19 protein-coding genes, 2 tRNA genes and 2 pseudogenes are annotated in these 21432 nt (G+C 71.9%); 8 read left to right on the top strand and 15 right to left on the bottom strand.

Features of this window, described 5'->3' with window-relative positions; genetic code table 11:
• Positions 1-40: 40 nt before the first annotated feature.
• Positions 41-808, bottom strand: a complete 768-nt coding sequence (locus D0Z06_RS13295) for a DUF881 domain-containing protein (RefSeq protein ID WP_233517659.1) — start codon at positions 806-808, stop codon at positions 41-43.
• 66 nt (positions 809-874) lie between these two features.
• Between D0Z06_RS13295 and crgA the strand changes: the two genes are divergently transcribed.
• Both crgA and D0Z06_RS13285 read left to right on the top strand, forming a co-directional pair.
• The gene (gene crgA / locus D0Z06_RS13290) at positions 875-1144 is read left to right on the top strand and encodes a cell division protein CrgA (RefSeq protein WP_117377907.1); all 270 of its coding nucleotides are present in this window, start codon (positions 875-877) and stop codon (positions 1142-1144) included.
• A gap of 526 nt (positions 1145-1670) precedes the next feature.
• A complete protein-coding gene (locus D0Z06_RS13285; RefSeq protein WP_117377906.1) occupies positions 1671-2066 on the top strand; it encodes a PH domain-containing protein in 396 nt (131 codons plus the stop codon).
• A gap of 35 nt (positions 2067-2101) precedes the next feature.
• Here the strand turns inward: D0Z06_RS13285 and D0Z06_RS13280 are convergent, their stop codons facing one another.
• The 3 genes from D0Z06_RS13280 to D0Z06_RS13270 all read right to left on the bottom strand — a co-directional run bounded on the left by D0Z06_RS13280 (position 2102) and on the right by D0Z06_RS13270 (position 4102).
• On the bottom strand, positions 2102-2872 hold the full coding sequence (locus D0Z06_RS13280) for a rhomboid family intramembrane serine protease (RefSeq protein WP_158579980.1): 771 nt from the start codon (positions 2870-2872) through the stop codon (positions 2102-2104).
• 137 nt (positions 2873-3009) lie between these two features.
• On the bottom strand, positions 3010-3546 hold the full coding sequence (locus D0Z06_RS13275; RefSeq protein WP_117377904.1) for a peptidylprolyl isomerase: 537 nt from the start codon (positions 3544-3546) through the stop codon (positions 3010-3012).
• 61 nt (positions 3547-3607) lie between these two features.
• Positions 3608-4102 carry a DUF1059 domain-containing protein gene (locus D0Z06_RS13270; protein ID WP_117377903.1) on the bottom strand — a complete coding sequence of 165 codons (495 nt, stop codon included), beginning with the start codon at positions 4100-4102 and terminating at the stop codon, positions 3608-3610.
• Positions 4103-4246: 144 nt separating this feature from the next.
• Between D0Z06_RS13270 and D0Z06_RS13265 the strand changes: the two genes are divergently transcribed.
• Together D0Z06_RS13265 and D0Z06_RS13260 are read left to right on the top strand one after the other, a co-directional pair.
• Entirely contained in the window at positions 4247-5788 is a 1542-nt protein-coding gene (locus tag D0Z06_RS13265; RefSeq protein ID WP_117377902.1) for an HD domain-containing phosphohydrolase, read from the top strand.
• 74 nt (positions 5789-5862) lie between these two features.
• Positions 5863-6717, top strand: coding sequence for an alpha/beta fold hydrolase (locus D0Z06_RS13260; protein ID WP_117377901.1), 855 nt, complete (start codon positions 5863-5865; stop codon positions 6715-6717).
• A gap of 461 nt (positions 6718-7178) precedes the next feature.
• On the opposite strand, the gene D0Z06_RS25100 is transcribed toward D0Z06_RS13260, so the two are convergent.
• The 7 genes from D0Z06_RS25100 to D0Z06_RS13225 form a co-directional block, all read right to left on the bottom strand.
• Positions 7179-7748 carry a hypothetical protein gene (locus D0Z06_RS25100; protein ID WP_147332048.1) on the bottom strand — a complete coding sequence of 190 codons (570 nt, stop codon included), beginning with the start codon at positions 7746-7748 and terminating at the stop codon, positions 7179-7181.
• A gap of 6 nt (positions 7749-7754) precedes the next feature.
• Positions 7755-7967, bottom strand: a complete 213-nt coding sequence (locus D0Z06_RS13250) for a hypothetical protein (protein ID WP_117377953.1) — start codon at positions 7965-7967, stop codon at positions 7755-7757.
• Positions 7968-8100: 133 nt separating this feature from the next.
• Positions 8101-9768 carry a DNA mismatch endonuclease Vsr gene (gene vsr, locus D0Z06_RS13245; RefSeq protein WP_158579979.1) on the bottom strand — a complete coding sequence of 556 codons (1668 nt, stop codon included), beginning with the start codon at positions 9766-9768 and terminating at the stop codon, positions 8101-8103.
• Between the two features lie 101 nt (positions 9769-9869).
• Complete coding sequence (locus D0Z06_RS13240) at positions 9870-10301, bottom strand: hypothetical protein (RefSeq protein ID WP_117377898.1); 432 nt, start codon at positions 10299-10301, stop codon at positions 9870-9872.
• A complete protein-coding gene (locus D0Z06_RS13235) occupies positions 10298-12064 on the bottom strand; it encodes a DEAD/DEAH box helicase (protein ID WP_117377897.1) in 1767 nt (588 codons plus the stop codon). The genes D0Z06_RS13240 and D0Z06_RS13235 overlap by 4 nt, the downstream gene beginning before the upstream one ends.
• The gene (locus D0Z06_RS13230) at positions 12061-13638 is read right to left on the bottom strand and encodes a hypothetical protein (protein ID WP_117377896.1); all 1578 of its coding nucleotides are present in this window, start codon (positions 13636-13638) and stop codon (positions 12061-12063) included. The genes D0Z06_RS13235 and D0Z06_RS13230 overlap by 4 nt, the downstream gene beginning before the upstream one ends.
• A gap of 2 nt (positions 13639-13640) precedes the next feature.
• Positions 13641-14294: a hypothetical protein gene (locus D0Z06_RS13225; protein WP_117377895.1), complete on the bottom strand. Its 654-nt coding sequence runs from the start codon at positions 14292-14294 to the stop codon at positions 13641-13643.
• 286 nt (positions 14295-14580) lie between these two features.
• Here D0Z06_RS13225 and D0Z06_RS13220 point away from each other — a divergent pair, with 286 nt between their 5' ends.
• Positions 14581-15264, top strand: coding sequence for a hypothetical protein (locus D0Z06_RS13220; protein WP_147332047.1), 684 nt, complete (start codon positions 14581-14583; stop codon positions 15262-15264).
• Positions 15265-15269: 5 nt separating this feature from the next.
• Here the strand turns inward: D0Z06_RS13220 and D0Z06_RS13215 are convergent, their stop codons facing one another.
• Positions 15270-15620, bottom strand: a complete 351-nt coding sequence (locus D0Z06_RS13215; RefSeq protein WP_117377893.1) for a hypothetical protein — start codon at positions 15618-15620, stop codon at positions 15270-15272.
• Between the two features lie 883 nt (positions 15621-16503).
• Between D0Z06_RS13215 and mobF the strand changes: the two are divergent.
• The 3 genes and pseudogenes from mobF to D0Z06_RS13200 all read left to right on the top strand — a co-directional run.
• Positions 16504-19176 (top strand): annotated as a pseudogene (mobF, locus tag D0Z06_RS13210) (MobF family relaxase); the annotation flags it as partial.
• A gap of 279 nt (positions 19177-19455) precedes the next feature.
• Positions 19456-19683 carry a helix-turn-helix transcriptional regulator gene (locus D0Z06_RS13205; RefSeq protein ID WP_117377891.1) on the top strand — a complete coding sequence of 76 codons (228 nt, stop codon included), beginning with the start codon at positions 19456-19458 and terminating at the stop codon, positions 19681-19683.
• A gap of 137 nt (positions 19684-19820) precedes the next feature.
• Positions 19821-20768: pseudogene (locus D0Z06_RS13200) on the top strand (tyrosine-type recombinase/integrase); the annotation flags it as partial.
• A 205-nt stretch (positions 20769-20973) separates the two neighbouring features.
• Here the strand turns inward: D0Z06_RS13200 and D0Z06_RS13195 are convergent.
• The 3 genes from D0Z06_RS13195 to D0Z06_RS13190 all read right to left on the bottom strand — a co-directional run bounded on the left by D0Z06_RS13195 (position 20974) and on the right by D0Z06_RS13190 (position 21392).
• Positions 20974-21046: transfer RNA gene (locus tag D0Z06_RS13195), tRNA-Ala, on the bottom strand.
• Between the two features lie 34 nt (positions 21047-21080).
• Positions 21081-21224: a DLW-39 family protein gene (locus D0Z06_RS25835; RefSeq protein ID WP_199522299.1), complete on the bottom strand. Its 144-nt coding sequence runs from the start codon at positions 21222-21224 to the stop codon at positions 21081-21083.
• Between the two features lie 94 nt (positions 21225-21318).
• A tRNA-Ile gene (locus D0Z06_RS13190) sits at positions 21319-21392 on the bottom strand.
• Positions 21393-21432 lie beyond the last annotated feature (40 nt).

Here is a 21432-nt window from a genome sequence, read left to right as displayed (position 1 = left end):
GGGGGACGGCGGTCGGGGCACCCGGCCCGCCCGGCCCGGCTCAGCGGTCGACGGCGCTCGCGTGCTCCATGTCCAGCGAGCCATCGTAGGCGGGCACGGTCAGCTGCCCGCGGTCGCGGACGTCGAAGCCCAGCCCGAAGTCCGCCACGGCCTGCCGGAACAGCCCCACCTGCGGGGAGGCGGCCAGCTGCGCGCGGATCGCCTCGGCGTCCCCGATCGCGCTGACGACGAAGGGCGGGGAGTAGGTGCGGCCCTGGAGCAGCAGCACGTTGCCCACGCAGCGCACCGCGCTGGTCGCGATCAGCCGCTGGTCCATGATCGCAACGGCGTCCGCGCCGGCCGCCCACACGGCGTTGACGACGGCCTGCACGTCGGACTGGTGGATGACCACGTCGTCGGGCCGCGCCCCCACCGGCAGCGACCCGTCCGGCCGGCGGGGGGCGTCGTCGAGGGTGATCTCCACCCCCGGCCCGGTCAGCGCGACCAGCCCGGCCGAGAGCGCCCCGCCCTGAGCGCGCTCCTGCGCGGCGGCGACGTCGCCGTCGTGGGCGGCGATCCGGTCGGTGACGGCCTGGACCTGCCGCTGGAGCGCGGTCAGCTCCTCCCGCTGGCCGGCGAGGTCCTCCCGGCGCTGCTGGACGAGGGTCGAGAGCTCGGTGACGTCGCCGCCGCGCAGGTCGACGCCGTCGGCGGCCTGCCGGGAGGTGGCGAACAGCAGGCCGGCGGCGAGGGCCACGACCGGCACGAGGACCGCCCACGCCGAGGGGCGGCGCCTGCCCCCCGCGGTCAGGCTGCGGACTGCGGCCACGCGATCAGCTTAGGCTGGGATCGGTGACGGCCGGTCGCGACGACCCGGCCCCGGAGGGAGTTCCACGTGCCGAAGTCGAAGGTGCGCAAGAAGTCGGTCTACACGCCCCCGCAGGGCACCCTGCAGCCACGGGGGAACGTCCGGGCGCTGCAGCCCAGCCCGCGCTGGTACGCGCCGGTGATGGTGGCGCTCATGGTGCTCGGCCTGCTGTGGATCGTCGTGTACTACGTCGCCGGGGACCAGATCCCGGTGATGGTGTCCCTGCAGGCCTGGAACTTCGCCATCGGGTTCGGCCTGATGGTCGCCGGCCTGGTGATGTCGATGCGCTGGCGCTGACCCGACCCCGGCGCCCGCCCCCGGCCCCCGTCCCGCACCCGGGACGGGGGCCGGCCTGCGTCCGGGGGAGGTGTGAAGGCTCGGCCACGGCCCGTGTTGTGCACAGGGAACGCTGTGCACAGGGCCGCTCGTCGTCCACAGGTCGACGTGGCGCGATACCCCCAGAGTTGTCCACCGCGTGTGGAGAACGCCTGTTCGACGAGATCGCGCTGACCTGGGGTTTCACGCCTGCTGAGGCGGATGTGACGCGAAGGGCACGCGGGTAACTACAGACGTGGAACTTGTCCCCAGGTGTGCACACAGCTGTGGACGAGTCGACAAGGCGCCGGCGGGGTCGACGGTCACCGCGCGATGTGACTACCCCGTGCGGTGGGCCCTGACACGCGGCCTGACCACGGATGATGCGACCGCCGCGGGCACCGCGACCCGCCCGTCCCCGGCTGTGGACGGGCCGTGGCCGCGGGGGAGCGCACGGGAGGGCTGGGGACGGACGGGTCCGGGGCCGGGGTGCTGGCAGGCTGGGGACGTGGAGTGGTCGGCACCGCGTGCGCAGGGCGTGCTGCTGTGGGTCGGCGGGCTGCTGCTGGGCGGGGCCGCGCTGCTGCTGGACCCGGCGGGCCGGGTGCTCGTCGGCGCCGCGGCCCTGCTCCTGGCGGCGCTGGGGACCCGGGACCTGCTGCTGCGGCCCCGGCTGTCGGCGGGCCCGGCGGGGGTCGCCGTCCGCACCCTGGGCGGCACCGAGCGGCTCGGGCGCCCGGACGTGCGGGTGCGGGAGACCCGGCGGTGGGGGGTGCGGTCGCGGCTGCTCGAGCTGGACACCGCGCGGCCGGGGCACGACGGCCGGCTGGTGCTGCTGGGGCGGCGCGACCTGGGTGCCGACCCGGCCGACGTCGCCCGCGCGCTGCACGACCTCTACCGGTGAGCTCCACCGGTGGGCTCCACCGGTGAGCGTCGCCGCTACCCGGAGGCGTGCCCGAGCACGGCGAGGGTCGGCACGGTCAGGGCCGTCGCGAGCAGCACGCCGGCGAGCAGCAGCACCAGCACGACCTGCAGCCGCTGCCGGCGGCGGGACAGCACCAGCACGCCGGTGGCCGCGATGCCGGCGGCCAGGCCGCCGAGGTGGCCGAGCAGCGAGACACCGGGCAGGAAGCTGATGACCACGTTGATGGCCAGCAGGGTGAGCAGCGCCCGGAGGTCCTCGCGGCGGACCAGCATGAGGACGCCGAGGCCGCCGAGCAGGCCGTAGATGGCGGCCGAGGCCCCGGCGACCGGCCGGCCGGGCTCGCCGAACAGCTGCAGGGCGGCCGCGCCGCCGAGCAGCGAGACCACGTAGACGGCCAGGTAGCGCCACCGCCCGAGCTGGCGTTCGAGCTCGGAGCCGAACAGCAGCAGGGCCAGCATGTTCAGCGCGAGGTGCACCGGCCCGATGTGCAGGAACGCCGCGGTGAGCACCCGCCAGTCCTCCCCGAGCGCGACGAGCACCGGGACCTGGGAGAAGCGGGCGAACAGCGGGGAGAGCTGGTTGTCCAGCGGGCTGGCCCCGGCCAGCCCGGCCGAGACCGCGGTCACCACGAAGACGGCGACGTTGACCGCGATGAGCGAGACGGTCACCACGCCGAACCGCCGTCCGGCGCGGCGCAGCGGCGGGGTCGGGCGCGGGCGGCGGACCGAGGCCTGCCCCTCGCGCACGCACTCCGGGCACTGGAACCCGACCGAGGCCGGGGTCATGCACTCCGGGCAGATGGGCCGCCCGCACCGGGTGCAGGAGATCCGGGTGGGCCGGTCCGCGTGCCGGTAGCAGGTGGGTGTCGGGGGCGCCGGCTGCGGCTGGCCGGGGCCGGCGCCCCCGTCGTCCGGGCCGGTGGTCAGCTGCGCTGCACCTCGACCGACTCCAGGACGACGTCCTCCACCGGCCGGTCACCCCGGGCGGTCGGGACCTTGGAGATGCGGTCGACGACCTCGCGGCTGGCCTGGTCGGCGACCTCGCCGAAGATGGTGTGCTTGCCGGTCAGCCAGGTCGTCGGGGCGACGGTGATGAAGAACTGGGAGCCGTTGGTGCCGGGCCCGGCGTTGGCCATCGCCAGCAGGTAGGGCTTGGTGAAGGCCAGCTCGGGGTGGATCTCGTCGCCGAACTGGTACCCCGGGCCGCCGATGCCCTGCCCGAGCGGGTCGCCGCCCTGGATCATGAACCCGTCGATGATCCGGTGGAACACCGTGCCGTCGTAGAGGCGGTCGGTGGTCGTCGCGCGGGTCTGCGGGTGGGTCCACTCGCGGCGGCCCTCGGCCAGGTCGGCGAAGTTGGCCACGGTCTTGGGCGCGTGGTCGGGGAACAGGTCGACGGTGATGTCGCCCTGGTTGGTGTGCAGGACGGCACGCCGTGCAGGCTGGGTCTGTTCGGTCACGCCCTCCACTCTCCCACTGGCGCCGGCAGAGGAGGCGGGCAGGACGGCGTCCCCGGCCTGCTCACATGCGCAGGACCTCGACGACGTCGAGGTCGCGGAAGGACGCCTCCCCCTGGACGACCTCCTGCAGGCGCTTGGCGAAGTCGGCGGTCACCGGGTGCTCGGAGTTGCGCATCGCCGAGGCGTGGTCGGGGAAGGCCACCACCTCGACGTAGGTGCCCGACCGGTCCCGGTCGGCGCCCACCACCGCCCAGCGGGCCGTGGCCTCTCGGCCGATCCGCTCCCGCCACTGCTCGGCGGCGCTGCGGAACCCGTCGAGGTCCGCGGCGTGGAACTCGACGAGCTGGAGGAAGGCGCCCTGCTCCAGCTCGAGTTCGTGCTCGGGGCGCATGGCCCGGCGCAGCCCGTCCCGGAGCTCCGGGCCGTCGGCGTGGCCGTGCGCGCTGACCGCGTGCTGCGCGGCGAGCTCGAGGACCTCGTCCTCCTCACCGGCGATCAGCACGGTGCAGTTGTCGTCGCTGGGCATGCTGCGGCAGTCCATGGTCATGCGGGCCATGGCTCCTCCTCGGGGAGAGCCCCGGCCCGCCCCACCGGCCGGCCGGTGGCGGCTTCCGACCGTGGCGGTCCCGGTGGCCGCCGTCCAGGGCCGGAGGTCCCCGGGCCGTCGCGCCGGCGTCGACGCCGGCGCGACACTGGTGCGGTGGTCTCGTCCCCGGCGAACGGCGGTCTGCGGACGACGGAGCTGATCGCGGCGATCTCGCTGGCCACCGACCTCGCCACGGGTCAGCCGATGGAGCACGCGCTGCAGACCTGCCGCCTGGCGACGGCGGTGGCCGCCGACCTCGGGCTCGACCCGGCCACCGCCTCCGACGTCCACTACGTCGCCCTGCTCCGCTTCCTCGGCTGCACGGCCGACGCCGCCGCGACCGCGCGCCTCGCGGGCGGGGACGACCTGCGCTTCGTCGCCGAGGTGGCCCCGGCCTACATGGGCTCCCCCGGCGAGGTGCTCCGGACCGTCGTCCGCGAGACCGGCCGCGGCGCTGCCCTGCCGCGCCGGGCGCGGCTGGTCGGGGAGGTGCTGCGATCGGCGCGGTCGGAGGTGTCGCACTGCGAGGTGGGAGCCCGGCTGGCCGCCCGGCTCGGCCTGGCCCCCGGCGTCGTCGACGCCCTGGCGCACGCCTACGAGCGCTGGGACGGGCACGGGCTGCCGGACGGCCTGGCCGGGGAGGCGGTGCCGGTCGCGGTCCGCGTGGTCGTCGTGGCGCGGGACGCGGTGCTCTGGCGGCGGCGCGCGGGCCCGGACGCGGCGGTGGACGTCCTGCGGCGGCGGCGCGGCCGCGCCTACGACCCCGCGGTGGTCGACGCCGTCCGGCGGGTCGGCGTGCCCGACCCGGGCGGCGAGCCGTGGGAGGACGTGCTGGCGGCCGAGCCGGGGCCGGTGCACCGGCTCGGCCCGGAGGCCCTGGACGGGGCGCTGGCGGCGGTCGGCGACTTCGCGGACATGCGCTCGCCGTGGCGCCGCGGCCGCTCGGCGCGCCTGGCCGGCGCTGCCCGCGCGGCCGGCCGCGCCTGCGGGCTGCCCGGGGCCGAGCTCGCCGTGCTGCACCGGGCCGCGCTGGTCGCGGACCTGGGCACGGTCGGCGTGCCGGCCGGCGTGTGGCAGCAGCCCGGCCCGCTCGGCGTCGAGGCGACCGAGCGGGTGCGGCTGCACCCGTACCTGTCCGAGCGGGTCCTGGGCCGGTGCCGCGGGCTGCGTCCCGTCGCCGCGCTGGCCGGCGCGCACCACGAGCGCCTCGACGGGTCGGGGTACCACCGCGGCAGCCGGGGTGCGCAGCTGCCCCGGGGGGCGCGGCTGCTGGCGGCCGCCGACGTGTGGACGGCGCTGCTCGAGGACCGCCCGCACCGACCGGCGCACGACCGCGCACGGGCGCGGGACCTCCTCCGGGCCGAGGTGACCGGTGGCCGGCTGGACGGGTCCGCGGCCGACGCGGTGCTGGCCGGAGCCGACGACCGGCACCGCAGCCCGCGGCCCACCCGGCGGCCGGCCGGGCTCTCCGACCGCGAGGTCGAGGTGCTCCGGCTCGTCGCCCGGGGGCTGTCCAACCGCGAGGTGGCCGGCCGGCTGTGGATCTCGGCCAAGACGGTCGGCCACCACGTCGAGCACATCTACCGCAAGGCCGGCGTCACCACGCGGCCCGCCGCGGCGCTCTTCGCCGTCGAGCACGGCCTGCTCGGGGAATAGGGCGTCCGCCCGATGCGGGCGGGGACCCGCGGCGAGAAGGCTCCCTGCCACGGGGTACCCGGAGGGAGACCACGATGGACGCCCACGAACCGCCGCTCGTGTCGGTCACGTCCCGCGACGGCACGCCGATCGCGTGGGAGAGCCGCGGCCGGGGACCGGCCCTGGTGCTCGTGCACGGCACGACCGCCGACCGCACCCGGTGGCGGACCGTCCGCCCGCTGCTCGAGCCGCACGTCACCATGCACGCGGTGGACCGGCGCGGGCGCGGCGCCAGCGGCGACGCCGGGTCCTACGCCCTCGAGCGCGAGGCCGAGGACGTGGCGGCGGTGGTGGAGGCCGTCGCCGGGGCCACGGGGACGCCGGTCGACGTCCTCGGCCACTCCTACGGCGCGCACTGCGCCCTGGAGGCGGCGCTGCTGACCGACCGCATCCGGCGCCTGGCGCTCTACGAGCCCGCCGTCCAGGCGGTCTCGCCGCCGGGGTGGCGGGAGCGGATGGAGGGGTTGCTCGCCGAGGGACGCCGGGAGGAGGTCGTCCTGTCGATGCTGAGCGAGGTCGCCGGGGTGCCCCCGGAGCACCTGGCGCTCATGCGGGCGGACCCGTCCTGGGCGGGCCGGGTGGCGGCGGCCCACACCGTCGTGCGGGAGACCCGGGCGGAGGAGGAGTACCGGTTCGACGGCGCCCGGTTCGCCGGCCTCGGGATCCCCGTGCTGCTGATGGCCGGCACGGAGAGCTCGCCGGAGCTGGCGGCCGCGAGCCGGCTGGTCGCGGGTGCGCTCCCCGGCGCCCGGGTGGTGGAACTGCCCGGCCAGGGGCACGTCGCGATGACGACCGCACCGGAGCTGTTCGCCGGCGTTCTGCTGGACTTCCTGCGCGCGCGGCAGCAGGAGCCGGCAGGAGTCCGGGACGCGGCGGGCGCACCGACGTGAGCGCTGCTCCCGCCGTCGGTGCTGCGGTGGGGGGCGGTGCGGTGGAGACGAGGGGAATCGAACCCCTAACCCCCGCCTTGCAAAATCGTCCGAGGGGCGGTTTGGCACAGTGGGCTGTGACTGGAAACCCGTCTTGAACAGGCCTTTCACCGTTGGCTGTTGCCGGGCGCCGTCGGCCGATTTCGGCCGTTTTGCGGACCATCTGCGGACTGTGTGCGGACTGCGGGGCCGGCGGCAGCAGCGTCAGACGCCGCTCCCGGAGGCGGCACCCGCCCCAGCCCCGCGGGATTATCTCCGACCGCGCCGGCCGCCGGAAGGGCGCTTGCGCGTCCCTTCGGGATGGGCCTTCGGCCCACCCTTCCCCCGGCGCCGCGCGGTCGGAGGAGGGCGGGTTATGGGAAGCGGGGTGGACCCTCGGCTGACCAACCCACGCTCTGGATTCCGCGAGGTGAGGCCCGGCATCACCGGTCAGTTGCCAGCGGCGGCGGGTCCTCCGACCACGATCGGTAGAGCTGGTGGATGCCCTCCGACTCGGCCAGCACGGTGCGCCACTGGGGGTTCTGCGGCTCTGCTCCCATCTCGATGCACCACTGCACCGCCGACTCGAGGGTCTGTCGCGGCGTGACGAAGTGCCCTTCGGAGCGGACGGTGTACAGGTGGAGGTGCGGGAAGGTGGCGTGGCTCTTGCCAGCCGGGTGCCAGTGCATCGCCCACAGCTTCGCGTTGTCCGGCGTCCGGAACTCATACAGGTAGGCCGACGTCGTGACCCGCCAGCGCCCCTGTTCGACGTCGTACTTCTCGGGGTCGGTTGGGATGATCCGGTAGTGCATGGACGCCAGGAACCGGCAGCCGGCCGCGTCACCACGTAGGACAAGGCCGTCTCCGCCATTGAGCCGCCAGAGATGCGTCTTGTCCGTCGCCGCGCGCCCGCCAGGCGAGACAACGATCTTTCCGCTGCCTAGGCAGGCAATCGCTCGTTCTAGAGGGGCCAGGAACGCCTCGACCGCTTGATACGGCGAAGCTCCCGGCACGAGGCGTCAGCGTACGAGGGGAAGAGCCATGAGCACGTCGAGCAGCCCGGGGTGGTCATCGGGGTCGACGTCATCGAACTTGCCCTCATCGAGGGCGGCGAGGAACTCCTCGCCGCTCACGTCCATCGCGGCGTGGGCGATTCGGTCGAAGGCCGCGCGGGCTTCCTCGGGGGTGAGCTCACTGACCTCGACAGACGCGCTGCTCTCTGCGATCGACATGGTCACCCCTCCTTCATCCACACGCTGTCCACAAGGACGTCCACACCCACCTGTCTACAGGGTGCCACCGACGGAAACCCCGCGGCGAGCCGGGGCGCATGCGCCGTCACACCATCGAGCAGGCCGAGGCTGGTCAGGCAGCCGGTTCCCTGTGCCTAGCGATCGTCTGCGCGACGACGTCGGCCACGTGCTCGGGCTGCTCGTGCTCCCAGAATCGCAGTACGGCCCAGCCCTGCGCTTCCAGGTCGCGCACCGTCTTGGCGTCGCGGCGCTTGTTCGCCGCGATCTTGTCGGCCCACCAGACGGTGTTGGACTTGGTGGCGCGCTCATGCTGTGGGCAGCCATGCCAGAAGCATCCGTCGATGAATACGGCGACCTGCTGATTCGGGAAGGCGATGTCAACTGAGCGCCGATCAGCCAAGGCCGCATAACCCTTCCGGAACCGGAGCCCTCGGGCATGCAGTGCCTTCCGGACGGCGACTTCGGGACCCGTGTCCACTCGTCTTTGCCGCCGCATGCGTGCGCGCGTCTGGTCGGTCGGCGGCTTGTACGCCGGCTGCATGGGCTTGATGGTGACACGCCAGGGGGGGCGGGCACCATCGAGCAACTGATCGGCGAGCGCGTCCGCAAGGGTTGCAGCCAGCAGTGGGGGGACGGCGTTGCCGATCTGTCGGTAGCGCGAAGTGAGCTTCCCGACAAACTCGTAGGTATCGGGGAAGGTCTGCAGCCGAGCACCCTCACGCACCGTCAGGGCACGGTCCTCGAAGGGGTGCGTGTAGCAACCGGTGCTCGGGTTATCGAACTGCGTGTTGATCGTGTACGCCGGCAGGGACGGGTCGAGGCGGCCGTAGAGATTGGTGCTGTCCGTACGCCGCATCCCCCGGAACCGGTCAGGCAACAGATGTGGCGGGATGTCCCGCCAGGTGCCTCCGCGGGGCACCAACTCGAGCAGCTGCCTGTGGTCATCGCTCAGTGGAGCGACCTCGTGGTCTCTCAGGACCCGGCTTCGACGCCGCAGCCAGGTGGCAATAGGAGACGTTGAGGTCCGGCGACCGTACGTGCTCTCAGAGCTTCCGGCCTCGCCGCCCAGCGGGGGCAGGTCGCGGATGGCTTCCCAGCAACTGATGTGCGGCAGCTTGCCGCTCTGGACACGGCGGGCCTCCCACAGGTGCAGCGTGTCCCGACGCCAACCGCCCATGTGGGTCTCGACGGGCCAGTTGAACTTGGCGTCCCCGAGAACGCCGACCACGAAGAGCCGACGGCGGCGCTGCGGCACACCGAAGTCGGCCGCCAGAAGGATCTTGAGGTCGACGGCGTAGCCCAGGTCCTTGAACGCCTGCAGGACCGTCTCGCCGAGAGACCCTTGTTTCCAGTAGACGAGTCCAGGGACGTTCTCCAGCAGGAAGGCCTTGGGCTTAACCGCTTCGACGACCTTCAGCATGTGGCGCCAGAGGTCATTCCGAATGTCGTCCGGGCGGACCCAGCGCTCGGCGTCCGGTTCGGCGTCCCGACCGAGCCGGCCGAGCCGCCCGGCGGTCGAGAAGCCCTGACAGCTTGGCCCGCCGACGATGACGTCGATCCTGCCGCCCGCGAGCTGAAGGAAATCTTGGGGCGGGACGTCAGTGATGCTCTTCCGGATAACGACGGCGCCGGGATGGTTGTGGGCGAAGGTCTCGCAGGAGTCCTTGTCCCGGTCCAGGCCCAGAGCGATCTCGAAGCCAGCCTCCTTGAAGCCCTGGCTCAGGCCGCCGGCCCCGCAGAACAGGTCGGCGACACGGAGCGGAGCGTCAGGGCAGTTCACATGGTTGGACACTACCCGGGGGAAATGACATCGTCGATGTTCTCGTCGGAGAGTCGGCTCCGTCACGCATCGTGATGGTGGGCGCCGCCGGGAGCCGAGGCTTAGGGGAGGAACGCCTCCCAGACGACGGCGCATCCGGCGTCGATGACATCGAGGCGAGCTTCGGCCGGGCCGTTCACCACTTCGGTGCAGACGTCCTGGAGGACTCGGAGCCAGCCGTACCGCTCGACGGTGGGGACGGCCAGTGCAAACACGCCGAGGCCGCCGGCCGCCACGTACTGGCCGAGGAAGGCGGTGTACTGCCGTAGCCGCCTGAGGGTCTCAGCACTCCGGGGGGTCTCGGTCGCCTTGGCGTCGCCGAGGAAGAGGGAGCGGTCTCCCGGCCGAACCAGGGCCACGTCTGGCCGGCTGCCGTCGGGAAGGGCATCGATAGGAGCCACGTGTCCCGCCAGTCTCGCGAGCGTCGCGAGGAGGTCGACCCGGGCTTCGTGTGCCGGGCTCGGCCGACCGGTGACCAGGGTGGGGGCGCTCACGGCGCCCCCACCGTCGCGCCCTGCTCGCTGCCCCGCAGCTCGGTCAGAAAGCGTTCGCGCGTGACAGGAGGCTCGACCGCGTCGCCGAGGAGATCTCTGGCCCGCTCCTCCTTCGCCACCAGCCGGTCGAACTCGTGCGGCTCGATGGAGCTTTCTGCCAGCAGCACCAGGTACTCGACCTGCCGCTTCTGGCCGCGCCGGTGGATGCGGTCGAGGCTCTGCAGATAGTGCGCCGCCTGGTTGGTGAAGGACTCGTAGACGGCGTATCGAGCAGCGTGCAGAGTGAGGCCGGCGCCGGCCGCTGCCGGGTTCGCAACGAATACCCGGGTGTCAGCGTCGGTTTGAAAGCGGTGAACCGCCGCGCGTCGCGCCTCGATGGCTGTCACGGTGCCGTCGTAACGGACCGCGCCCAGGTGTTCGTAGCGGCGGACGATGGCGTCGAGCGAGGCCGTGAAGCAGGACCAGACGACCAGCTTGTCGCCGGACTGGACGACCAGCCGGTCCACGATGTCATCGAGTGCCGCGAGCTTGCCGGGGATCTCGTCGTAGTTGGGGAAGATGCCGGACGGGTTAGAGGCGATGCGCAGCAGTGCCATGCGACGGCTGAGGAAGTCGCCGAGGTTGCGGAGGAACTGGGCCTCGTCGAGTGCTTCGACGTCGGCGATCAAGCTGCCGAGGGCACTGGTGTACAGCTGGCTCTGTGTCGGCGCGAGCGGCACGACGACGCGGGTGAAGACCTTGCCGGGCAGCTCGGGCAGGACGTCGGCCTTCAGGTTGCGCAAGTAGATGGCGCGTTCGTCCAAGGCCCGCCGGACGACCGGCACGGCCGCGGCGCGGTCCTTCGGGATCACCACGCCGTCGAAGGTCTGGCCGAAGTCAACCAGGTCGATCTGCGCAACGATGTCGTGTGCGCTGTTCGGCGCCGGTGTGCCGCAGAGCATCCAGACCCGGCCGAACCAGTCGCGGATCGACTCGAGGTCACGCGTCCTGCGTGCATCCGGGTTCTTGACGTTGAACGACTCGTCGACCACCAGCAGGGCCCGGTCGGGGTTCCGGCGCAGCTGTCGGACGAGCGCGTCCCCCACCGAGGCCACGGCCTCGTAGTTGGCCACCAGCACGTCGGCTCCGGAGGCCAGGGCTTGCTGGCGCTCGGCCGCAGAACCGGCGATCACCGCCACGCGGTAACGGTCCCCCATGAACTCCCTGATGGCGTTTGCCCACTCGCCGACCATGGATTTCGGTGCGACGACCAGCATCCAGTCGTGGATGTTGAGGTCGACCAGGCGGTCGAAGGCGTAGATGACGGACACCGTCTTGCCGGCTCCCTGCTCATCGAAGAGGCACATCCCGTAGCCGTCGGGATCGGTCATCGCCGCGAGGTTGACGATCTGGTGCTCATCGAGCGCGTCGATGCATTGCCGGGTCGGCCTCCGCGCCAGCCGTGTCCGCGCGGCTTCGACGCCGTTGTCCCGCAGGTCGCGCACTCGTCCCCTATAGCCAGCGTGGACCGCATGGGCGTGACGCCGGACCCCGAGAGCCCGCACGGCGCTGGGATCGAGCCGTACGCCGATGCGCTCTGCGGCACCCGGCTCCAGCAGCCACGTCAGCTGTCGGGCCGGAGCCGTCAGTGCGCTGCCGGCGCGTCGGACCGTCCCATAGCCGAGCTGGCGCCGCAGTTCCCGGAGGAGCGGTGTCAGGTCCGACGACCGGACGGCGGTGAAGCGAAGCAGACGGCCGTCCGCCCGGCACTCGGCGATGGTCATGCCGCCCCCGGTGCCGCTTGCGGCGCAGCGGAGCCTTCCACCAGCGAGCTGATCATCCCGTCGACCGCTCGGGCGGCGTCCCGGAACTCTCGCAGGACCTCGGGGTCGAGCTTGCGCAGGACCGCCAGGGTCACGTCCTCGTTGAGCCACTTGGTGATGCGGGCCAACTCGTCGGCCCGGCCGGCCTGCCGCAGGGCTGTGCTCTGCTGGCGGGCGATGTCGATCGCGCGGTTGACCGCCGCCCGACCGATCGTGCTGTCCGTCTCGCGATGCGCCTGCTTCAGCTCATCGAGTGCCTCCGGGTTGTCGTACACCCGGCGCAGGTCCCGGATCTGCGCCCAGTTCTTGAACTTGCCGTCGAACATGAGGTCGAAGACGATGTCCCGGAAGCCTTCGTCGTCGCGGAGTTTGACGGCCAGCTTGTCGTCGCCGCGACCAGAGTCCAGTTCGTAGAAGTACTGGAACAGCGCGTTGGTGCGGTTGGCGATCTGACTCTCGTCACGGTCTTGTTCGCGGTGGTAGTCCTCGAAGTCGAGCGCCCAGACGACCATCTTGCAGTAGCGGGTCACCTCCTGGGTCTTGATGCCGAAGAACCGGCCGACCGCCGCCCGGATCTTGGTCTCGTCGCGTTCGGTCAGGACGCGCAGGCTCGCCTCGCTGTCGCGCCGCGCGATGTAGGTGTCGTAAACCTGGCGGGCACGGACGTACTCCGGCCAGGGCACCTTGAAGTCGTCTCCGAAGTTCAGCGACGTGACGATCGCCTGGATCTGGTCCTCGGTGGCGTGCTCGTCGGTCTGCCAGACGCGGATCCTGCGGGCTCGTGCCTTCTGCTCCGGCGTGTACTCGTCGCTGGCCAAGATGTAGCGGCAGGCGGCGAGGCGTCGGTTGCCGTCCCACGCCGTGCCCCAATAGTCGATCACCGGAGGCGTCTGTACGCCACGGGCGGCGATGTCGTCGGCCAGCGGAAGGATCTTGTAGATGTCCTCCTTCGGCAGGGCGCCCTTCGGCCAGAGCATCTGACGCAGCTCGTCCGGTTCGGGAGCACGGCCTTCCCTGCGGCGGAAGTCGTCGAGGTCGAGCTTCAGGCGGAGGTTGTCCTCCCAGAAGGCGATCTCCAGCGTGTCCGCGAACCCTTCGGTCAGGGGCACGTCGCTCCCCAGGAAGGTCGGCATCGGCCGGACCGGGCGGACCTCCATGCCGGCTGCCCCGTAGAGCTCCAGATGCCGCCGGGCCGAAGGGTCGGTGGCACCGCTGTGCGCCGGACCGGCCTCCTCCTCGACGGCCGCGAGCGAAGGAGTCGGTCGGGGCTGCCGGCGCGTGCGGATGGCGTCCCGGATGAGCCCGCGCACCTGCGCGGCCAGGGTCGTCTTCTGAGCGTCGGTGGGCTGGCCGCCGCCACGGATGTGCACGAGCACCTCGGTCAGTAGGTGGTGCAGCTCCTCGTCGGACAGCTCGTCGCGCACCTCGGCGAGGTCGCCGGAGAGCAGGGGGTCGACATCGGTGCACAGCAGCGCAACCTCGTCGAACAGGGTCCGCAGGTCGGAGATGAGTGTTCCGGACAGGTTTGCCTCCATGGTCAGATCTCCTCTTCGTCGGCGTCGTCGTCTGGCTCGGTGTGGTGATGGTCAGCGAGGTCGGTGTCCTGGCTCCCCGGCAGCAGGTCGGCGATGGCTTCCCAGGACATCCCGTCGGCCTCGATCTGCGCGCGCAGCCGCTCGTAGGCCCTGTCGCGCCACACCCGGCCGGTGCCCTTGGCGCAGCCGAGGTTGGCGTCCAGGTCCCGGGGTGTCAGCTGCATTCCGTTGCCGGCCGCTTCGATGATCAGAAGCAGCGTCCGCCGGTGGTTGTCGACGGGCCAGTTCGCGACGGCCTTGAAGACGTACTCCATGGCCCGCTCGACGGCGGCGTGCCAGGCGTCGTCGTGCTGCCAGGCGCCCGTCTCACGTTCCCGGCGGGCGAAAGCCTCATCGACCTCACGGCCCTCCCCCACCTGCTGCCAGGCCTTGTCGACCAGCCGCCGGCCGATCGTTACGAGCAGGCCGGCCACGTTGGTGATCCGCCCGCCGGCCTGCTGACGCTTGACCACCTCCAGGCAGGCCTCTTGGAGGATTTCGCGGACGACCTCTCGGGGGAGCTGGTCGCGCCGCGCGCGAAGCATGCGAAGGATCTTGTCCATCTCCCCGGTCGCGGTCAGCCGGAGGAACTCGGCCTCGAGCTCTTCTGGTGTCACGGTCGGTCCCTCCGCTCGTCGTCGTCTCCGCGTGCCGTGGTGGGTGTCGGCATCGCCGGGACCCGAGCCGCAGCGCTAGCTGCATCTGGAACATGGGGAGCGCGAACAGCGGCTGGTCACTACGGATCTGCCGTCACCCGCCTCCATCACGTACATATCGGCCGCGAACAGGCGGATCTGAGGGGAGGCGGTCGGCTGGGCAGGTCGGTCAGCTCAGCAGTGCTGACGGCAGGCCTCCGGCCGCGGGGCCTCGAATTCTTCGGCCAGCTGATCAATGCTCTGGGGCATGTTCCCCAGGACCGAGGTCTCGGGCACGGTGCAGTTGCCGGCAGCGGCCACCTACTGGATGCCGAAGCGGTCAGAGATCGATGAAGAGGGCATCGGATTCTTCCGCGACGTCTGGACCATCACGGATGTCCCGTTCGGTGAGGCACGGTCGATGGTCCGCGAGGAGCGCCGTCTCGCGACGGCAGTCGCCGACCTGGCTGAAACGCCGGAGGACTTCGATCGGATCGCACACGTCGTAGAGACCGGCCTGGACGGCGATCGTGAGGATGTCGGACCGGCCGAGCGGGCTGTGCTGGAGCCCGTCGTCTCCGAGGAACCGCCGCTTGATGGCCTTGAACTTGGAATCGCGGGACTGGTCTACGCCCTTGCCGCGGTCGGCATGGTCCCGGCCGCCAGCTGCCGGGGTCACTGCGATGAGAGGGCCTGGTCGGACCACCCGGTGGTCCTGTTCGCTGCCACGCGGTACCGAGCCCAAGCCCTCGCCGGCCTCATCGAACCCACTGGCTGCCGCTTCGATATAGATCCAGCGCGCCCGGACTTGCTGCTTGTCGCTGGCCGGTCGATCGGGGACACCATGTCCTTGGCCGAGGCCATACTCGCTGCGCGGCAGACATTCATCCAGTCACGGCCCGCCCGATCGCGAGGTCGGACGGCGCCGGCGGTCCAGGATCCGCTGTTCTGAAGCCGTCAGGCGCCGGACTGGTTCGCGGCCGAGCGCAGCAACCCGCGGATCAGCGACTCGAGCGCCTCGACGCTGGAGTCGTCGCTGACCGCGTAAGCCATGCAGTCGCCGTCGTACTGGTTCTCGGGCGCATACAGCCCGACCGTCCACCCGTCGTGCTCGTCGCGGGCCCACGCGAGGCTGTCGGCGGCATCGGTCACCAGCAGGCTGAAGCCCCCGTCCAAGCGGATCTCCAGGGCGGCGTTCATGCCACCGGTCTGCGTGAAGGCCGTGGGCCACCCCACGGCTGTGAGCCGGTCAATCACGTCCTGGTACTGCGCCTGACCGAGGGCCATCGTTTCCTCGAAGCTCAGCACGCGCAGTCCTTCCTTCGGATTCCAGCGGGCCGACCTTGATTCCCTAGGAGGATACGGATGCCATCGACGTGCCGAAGTGGTGGCAGCACAGTTCACGGCGGCGAGCACCGTGATCCGCCGACCCTGAAGGGCTGAGGAGAGGCGGGGTTAACGCGTGGGTGTTCCGTCGAGGCGATGCGGCATCACCTTTCCCCAAGGGGGCTTGTCCGTCGCCCTGACCCGAAACTTGACCGAGTGGCCGCAAACAAGGCAAGTGATTGTTTCCGTGACACCCCACTCGTCCCAAGGTTGCGACTGCTTGCGTCCGCTTTGCGGACACCGCGGGACCGCATTAGCAGCTGCCATATCAGCAACCTAGCGATCGGGGGAGCAATACCTCGCGAACCTTTCCACACATGGTCCGGTTATCCACAGGTTTCGACGTTGCCCTTGCTTCCGGCGTTCGACTTGACCTCACCGCTAATCAGATCACCGTTGCGAGCGGTCGCGACCGAAGGCGGATCGGGACAGTGCCGAACCCCGTTCGCGGTCTCGTTCGCCCGCCTACAAGCTCCATCGAACGGGTGCAGCCGGTTTCGCCTGTCCACAAGCGACGTACGGCCGTGGGATGCCAGGATCCCGTCGCCGCAACGCTGCGACACCAACGAAAGAATCAGCCACTGGCCACATCGTCTAACGCGTCGCCCATCGCAACTCGAACGAATCCAAGCCAGTCAACGGCTGGCCACTCGACAAGTCTTCCCTTAGAAAGCATCTAGCCTTTGCGAGAGACGGCACGCATGCTACCAATAGAGGTAGTCCGGGCCCCGCTTCGCGGGGCCCATCGCCGTTTCTAGGGTGACCTGTTGGTCATTGTTGGGTGACATTGAGAATGCGCGGTGGAATGAAGGTGTACGCCGGGTCAGCGGCGGCCGCTCGGGCGTACCTGGAGGCCGACCGCAGCCGGGCCGATGACTACTACCTGACCGAGGGCACCGGCCTGGCCCGCCGCTTCGTGGCTTGCGACGGACGGTTGGCCGAGCGGACACCGCTCACGGGGGAGACCTACGAAACCTGGGTGGCCGGTCGCGACCCGGACACCGGCGACCCACGGGGGCGGCTGCGGACCGACGCCCAGGCGGTGCGGTTCGTCGAGGTGGTGGTCAACGGCCCGAAGTCCTGGTCGCTGGCCGCCGCGATGCACGACGACGTCGCGGACGCCTACGACGCCGCGCAGGACCGCGCCGCCGCCCAGATCATCGGCTGGCTCGCCGACCACGCCACCACCCGGGTCGGCCCGCGCGGCGGCCAGGTCCAGGTGCCGGTGGAGATCCTGGAGGCGGTGACGGTGCGGCACTACACCTCCCGCGCCGGAGACCCGCACCGGCATCTGCACCTGCAGATCGGCGCCCGGGTGTTCGCCGCCGAACAATGGCGCGGGCTGCACACCGTCGGCGTCCGCGACTTCCTCGCCGCCATCAACGGGATCGGGCACGCCGCGGTCGCCTGCGATCCGCAGTTCCGGGCCGCGCTCGCCGCGCACGGCTACACCCTGGATGCGACTGGAGAAATACAGGAGCTCGCCGAGTATGCGGGCCCGTTCAGCGCACGGGCGGCGCAGATCGGGCGCAACCTGGACCGCTACGAACGCGACTGGATGGCGGCGCACCCGGGAGAACAGCCCGGTCCGGCGCTGCGGCGAGCCTGGGATGCCCGCGCCTGGGCCGAGGGGCGACCGGACAAGGTCATCCCCCGCTCCGGCGCCGACCTCGTGGCGAGGTGGCGAGCCGAGCTGGCGTCACTGGGCTATCGCGATCGGACCCATCCCGTCTCGCTGGTGCCGACCCCGGTCGGCGGGCTCGATCGCGAAGCTGCCGCCGGCACCGTGCTGACCCGACTGGCCGCCGGCCGCTCGGCCTGGAACGCCGCCGACGTCCGCGGCGACGTCGAGCGGCTGATCGCCGCCGAGGGCATCATCGCCGACCCCGCGGTGCGCCTCGAGTTGGCCGAGGACCTCACCGCCCGCGCCCTCGACCGCTGCGTTCCCCTGGTGGATCGGGAGGGGGTGCCGGAACACGTCCGGTCATGGACCTCGCGGCCGGTGCTCGACGTGGAGGCCGACCTGCGCACCCGGTTCGCCGCCCGCGCCGGACGGCAACCGCTGGGTAAACCGCCGCTGTCGGCGCTGCCGGCCGGCGCTGTCCGGGGCCTGGACCCCGGCCAGGCCGCCGCGGTCGCCGTCCTGGCAGGCAACCGGAGGCTGGTCGTGGTGGAGGGCGCGGCCGGGGCGGGCAAGACCACCACGCTGGCCACCACGCGCGCCGTGCTCGAAGGGCAGGGACAGCGCCTGGTGGTGGTCACCCCGACGCTGAAGGCCGCCCAAGCGGCCCGCGCGGAAGTCGGCACGACCACCGGATCGGCGGCGTCCCTCGTCTTCGCCCACGGCTGGCGCTGGAACGAGCACGGCGAGTGGACCCGACTCGCTCCCGGCGAGGTCGACCCGGTCACCGGCCGCATCCACACCCGGCCCGCGGAGGACACCCGGCTGCGGCCTGACGATCTGCTGATCGTCGACGAGGCCGGCATGCTCGACCAGGACACCGCCCGCGCGCTGCTCACCGTCGCCGACGAGGCCGGGGCGCGACTGGCACTGCTGGGGGACCGCCACCAGCTCGCCGCGGTCGGCCGCGGCGGAGTGCTGGACCTGGCCGCCGCACACGTCGACCCGGCCGCCTGCCTGACCCTGGAGTCGGTGCACCGCTTCACCCGCACCGACAGCACCGGCCAGTCGGTTCCGGACGGTGAATACGCCGAGCTGACGTTGGCGATGCGGCGGGGTGACACCCCCGGAGCGGTGTTCGACGCCCTCCTCGCCCACGGCCGGATCCACCTGCACCCCGACCACGCAGCGCTGCGCGACGCCCTGGCCGCGATCGCCGCCCACGACCCCCAGGCGGCCGACGTCGCGGTGGTCGCGGACACCCGCGAGCAGGTCACCGAGCTCAACGCCGCCATCCGCAACCGGCTGGTGGCTGACGGCCGCATCGACGACACCCTGGTCGTGACCACGCGGGCGGGTCAGCGGATCAGCGCCGGCGACCGGATCGCCACCCGGCGCAACGACCGAAGCCTGGAGGTGGCCAATCGGGACACGTGGACCGTCACCGCGGTCGGCCGACGCGGTGGGCTGCTGGTCACCGCCGGCACGGCCACCGGGAACGTCCCCCGCGGCGATGTCACCCCGGCCGGCACACGGGTCCGGGTGCTGCCCGCCGACTACGTAACCGAGCACGTGGAACTGGCCTACGCCAGCACCGCGCACGGCGTGCAGGGGAACACCGTTTCCGCCGCGCACGTGGTGATCGGTGACCAGACTGGCGCGGCATCGGCCTACGTCGGCATGACCCGCGGACGGCTGTCCAACACCGCGCACCTCGTCGCTGCCAACGTGGCCGAGGCTCGGGTGCAGTGGATCGCCGTCTTCGGCCGCGGGCGGGCCGACCTCGGCCCCGGCCACGCCGCCGAGCTGGCCGCGCGAGAGGCTGCCCGAGACCGCCAGGACTACTCGCGCGATCGGGCGGCAGCCGCTCCTCCGCGGCCGGTCGCGCCGGTACCGAGCGTCCCCCGGCCCGAGGCGGAGCGGCGGGGACCATCCCTCGTCCGTAGGGGCGCCGCGCCGGGCATCGGTCGATGAGCAGGGCCGTCTCCACCGGCCGGCCGCAGGCCCGGACACCGGCAACAGGAGGAGAACTGGAGAATTTCGGGAGCCATCGATGGTCGGCTGTCACCAATAGCGCCGAAATGGCGCCTTCTCTCGTGACGGAGCACAGCCCACCCGAGTCCACCGGAGCCAGCCATGTCTGACGATCCCGCCCGTCGCGAGCCCGAACTGCTCACCATCACCGAAGCCGCCGAACTCCTCCGCGCCCCGGTGGCCACCCTCCGGTACTGGCGCCACCTGGGCACCGGTCCGCGCAGCTTCCGCCTCGGCCGCCGCGTTCTCTACCGCTCCGACGACCTGCGCAGCTGGATCGACGCCCAGCACGACGACCAGGTCTCCCCCACAGCGGGTGCCCGGCGGTGACCGCTCCGATCCCCGGCGCACACCGCCGTCCACAGATCGTGCTGCAGCCGTCGAGAGAGACGGGGATCGACGGCAAGCTCACCCTCGAGACGAGCGCAGGGCTCGGCCGGGGCTCGAGGAGAGACGGGTGATCGAAGATGGCGTCGATCGCGCGAAGGCCTGATGGAACGTACCGGCCGCGGTACCGCGACGAGCACGGCAAGGAGCACGCCCGCCACTTCAAGCGCAAGGTCGACGCCCAGCGGTGGCTCGACGAGGTCACCGCGGCTGTGCAGACGGGCACCTACGTCGACCCCAAGCGGGCCAGGACGACGGTTGGCGAGCTGGCCGACGTCTGGCTCGCCGGGAAGATCAACCTCAAGCCCACCAGCCGGGCCCGCTACGCCGACGTCCTCAAGACCCACGTTCTGCCGCGCTGGGGCAATGTCGCGCTGATCCGGGTGACTCACGGCGATGTGCAGGCCTGGCTGTCCGAGCTCTCCGACCGGGGCCTAGCCGGGGCCTCGGTCCGCAAGGCGCAGGGCGTCCTGTCCGGCATCCTCGGCCTCGCGGTGCGCGACCGGCGCCTGGCGGTCAACCCCGCGCTCGGCGTCGCCCTGCCCCCGATGCAGGAGAAGCGCCGCCGGTACCTGACCGCCGAGCAGCTCGAGGCGCTCGCCGACGCCGCCGGGCCCGGCCGGGTCGCCGTCCTGGTGCTCGGCTACTGCGGGCTGCGCTGGTCGGAACTGGCGGCGCTGCGGGTGCGGCACTTCGACCTGCTGCGCCGGCGGGTGCTCGTCGAGGAGGCTGTCACCGAGGTCGACGGCTCCCGCCTGGTGTGGGGCACTCCCAAGACCCACGGCCGCCGCTCGGTGCCGCTGCCGCGGTTCCTCGTCGATGAACTCGCTCGGACGGTCGTGACCCGCCCTGCCGACGAGCTGGCCTTCCCCTCGCCGCAGGGCGCGGTGCTGCGCAACCGGAACGCCCGGTCCGCCTGGTTCGACGCCGCGGCACGGGCCATCGGTGAGCCCGGGCTCACGCCGCACGAACTCCGGCACACCGCAGCATCTCTGGCGATCAAGGCGGGGGCCAACGTCAAGGCGGTGCAGCGGATGCTCGGGCACGCCTCGGCGGCCATGACCCTGGACCGCTACACCGACCTGTTCGACGACGACCTGGACGACGTGGCTGACCGGCTGGACGCCCTACGCGCCGCATCCCGCGGACAAGTTGCGGACTTTTTGCGGACTGAGACCCCGTCGGAGGGCCCGACAGAGCCCCCGACGGAGGCGAATCCGCACGTCAGAGGAGTGGAGACGAGGGGAATCGAACCCCTAACCCCCGCCTTGCAAAGGCGGTGCTCTGCCAATTGAGCTACGTCCCCGGGGGCCGGCGCGCGGGGCGCGGGCCGGGAGGGGTCAGCGGACGGTCGGGTTGCTGACCCCCTGCGGCCCGCGGGTGGCCTCGTGCCACAGGTCGGCCTCGGCCTTCTCGGCCGAGCGCTTGCGCACGAGCGTGACCGCGCCGAGGGCGGCGGCCGCGAGGGCCAGCTTCTTGATCACGCCAGGTGCCTCCTCGAGGGGGTCACCGCCTCCGGCCGGAGGCGGCGGGCACCGCCCTCACCGGAGGACGACGCCGGTGACGCCGGGACACGGGTGGGCCTGGGAGGACTTGAACCTCCGGCCTCATCCTTATCAGGGATGCGCTCTAACCGCCTGAGCTACAGGCCCGTGGACCTCGACAAGCGTACCTGCCCGCTCCCGGGCCCTG

The organism is Geodermatophilus marinus (assembly GCF_003428645.1).
Lineage (GTDB): Bacteria > Actinomycetota > Actinomycetes > Mycobacteriales > Geodermatophilaceae > Geodermatophilus.
The sequence above is the reverse complement of the archived record's forward strand: the minus strand, read 5'-3'. Positions and strand labels throughout refer to the sequence as shown.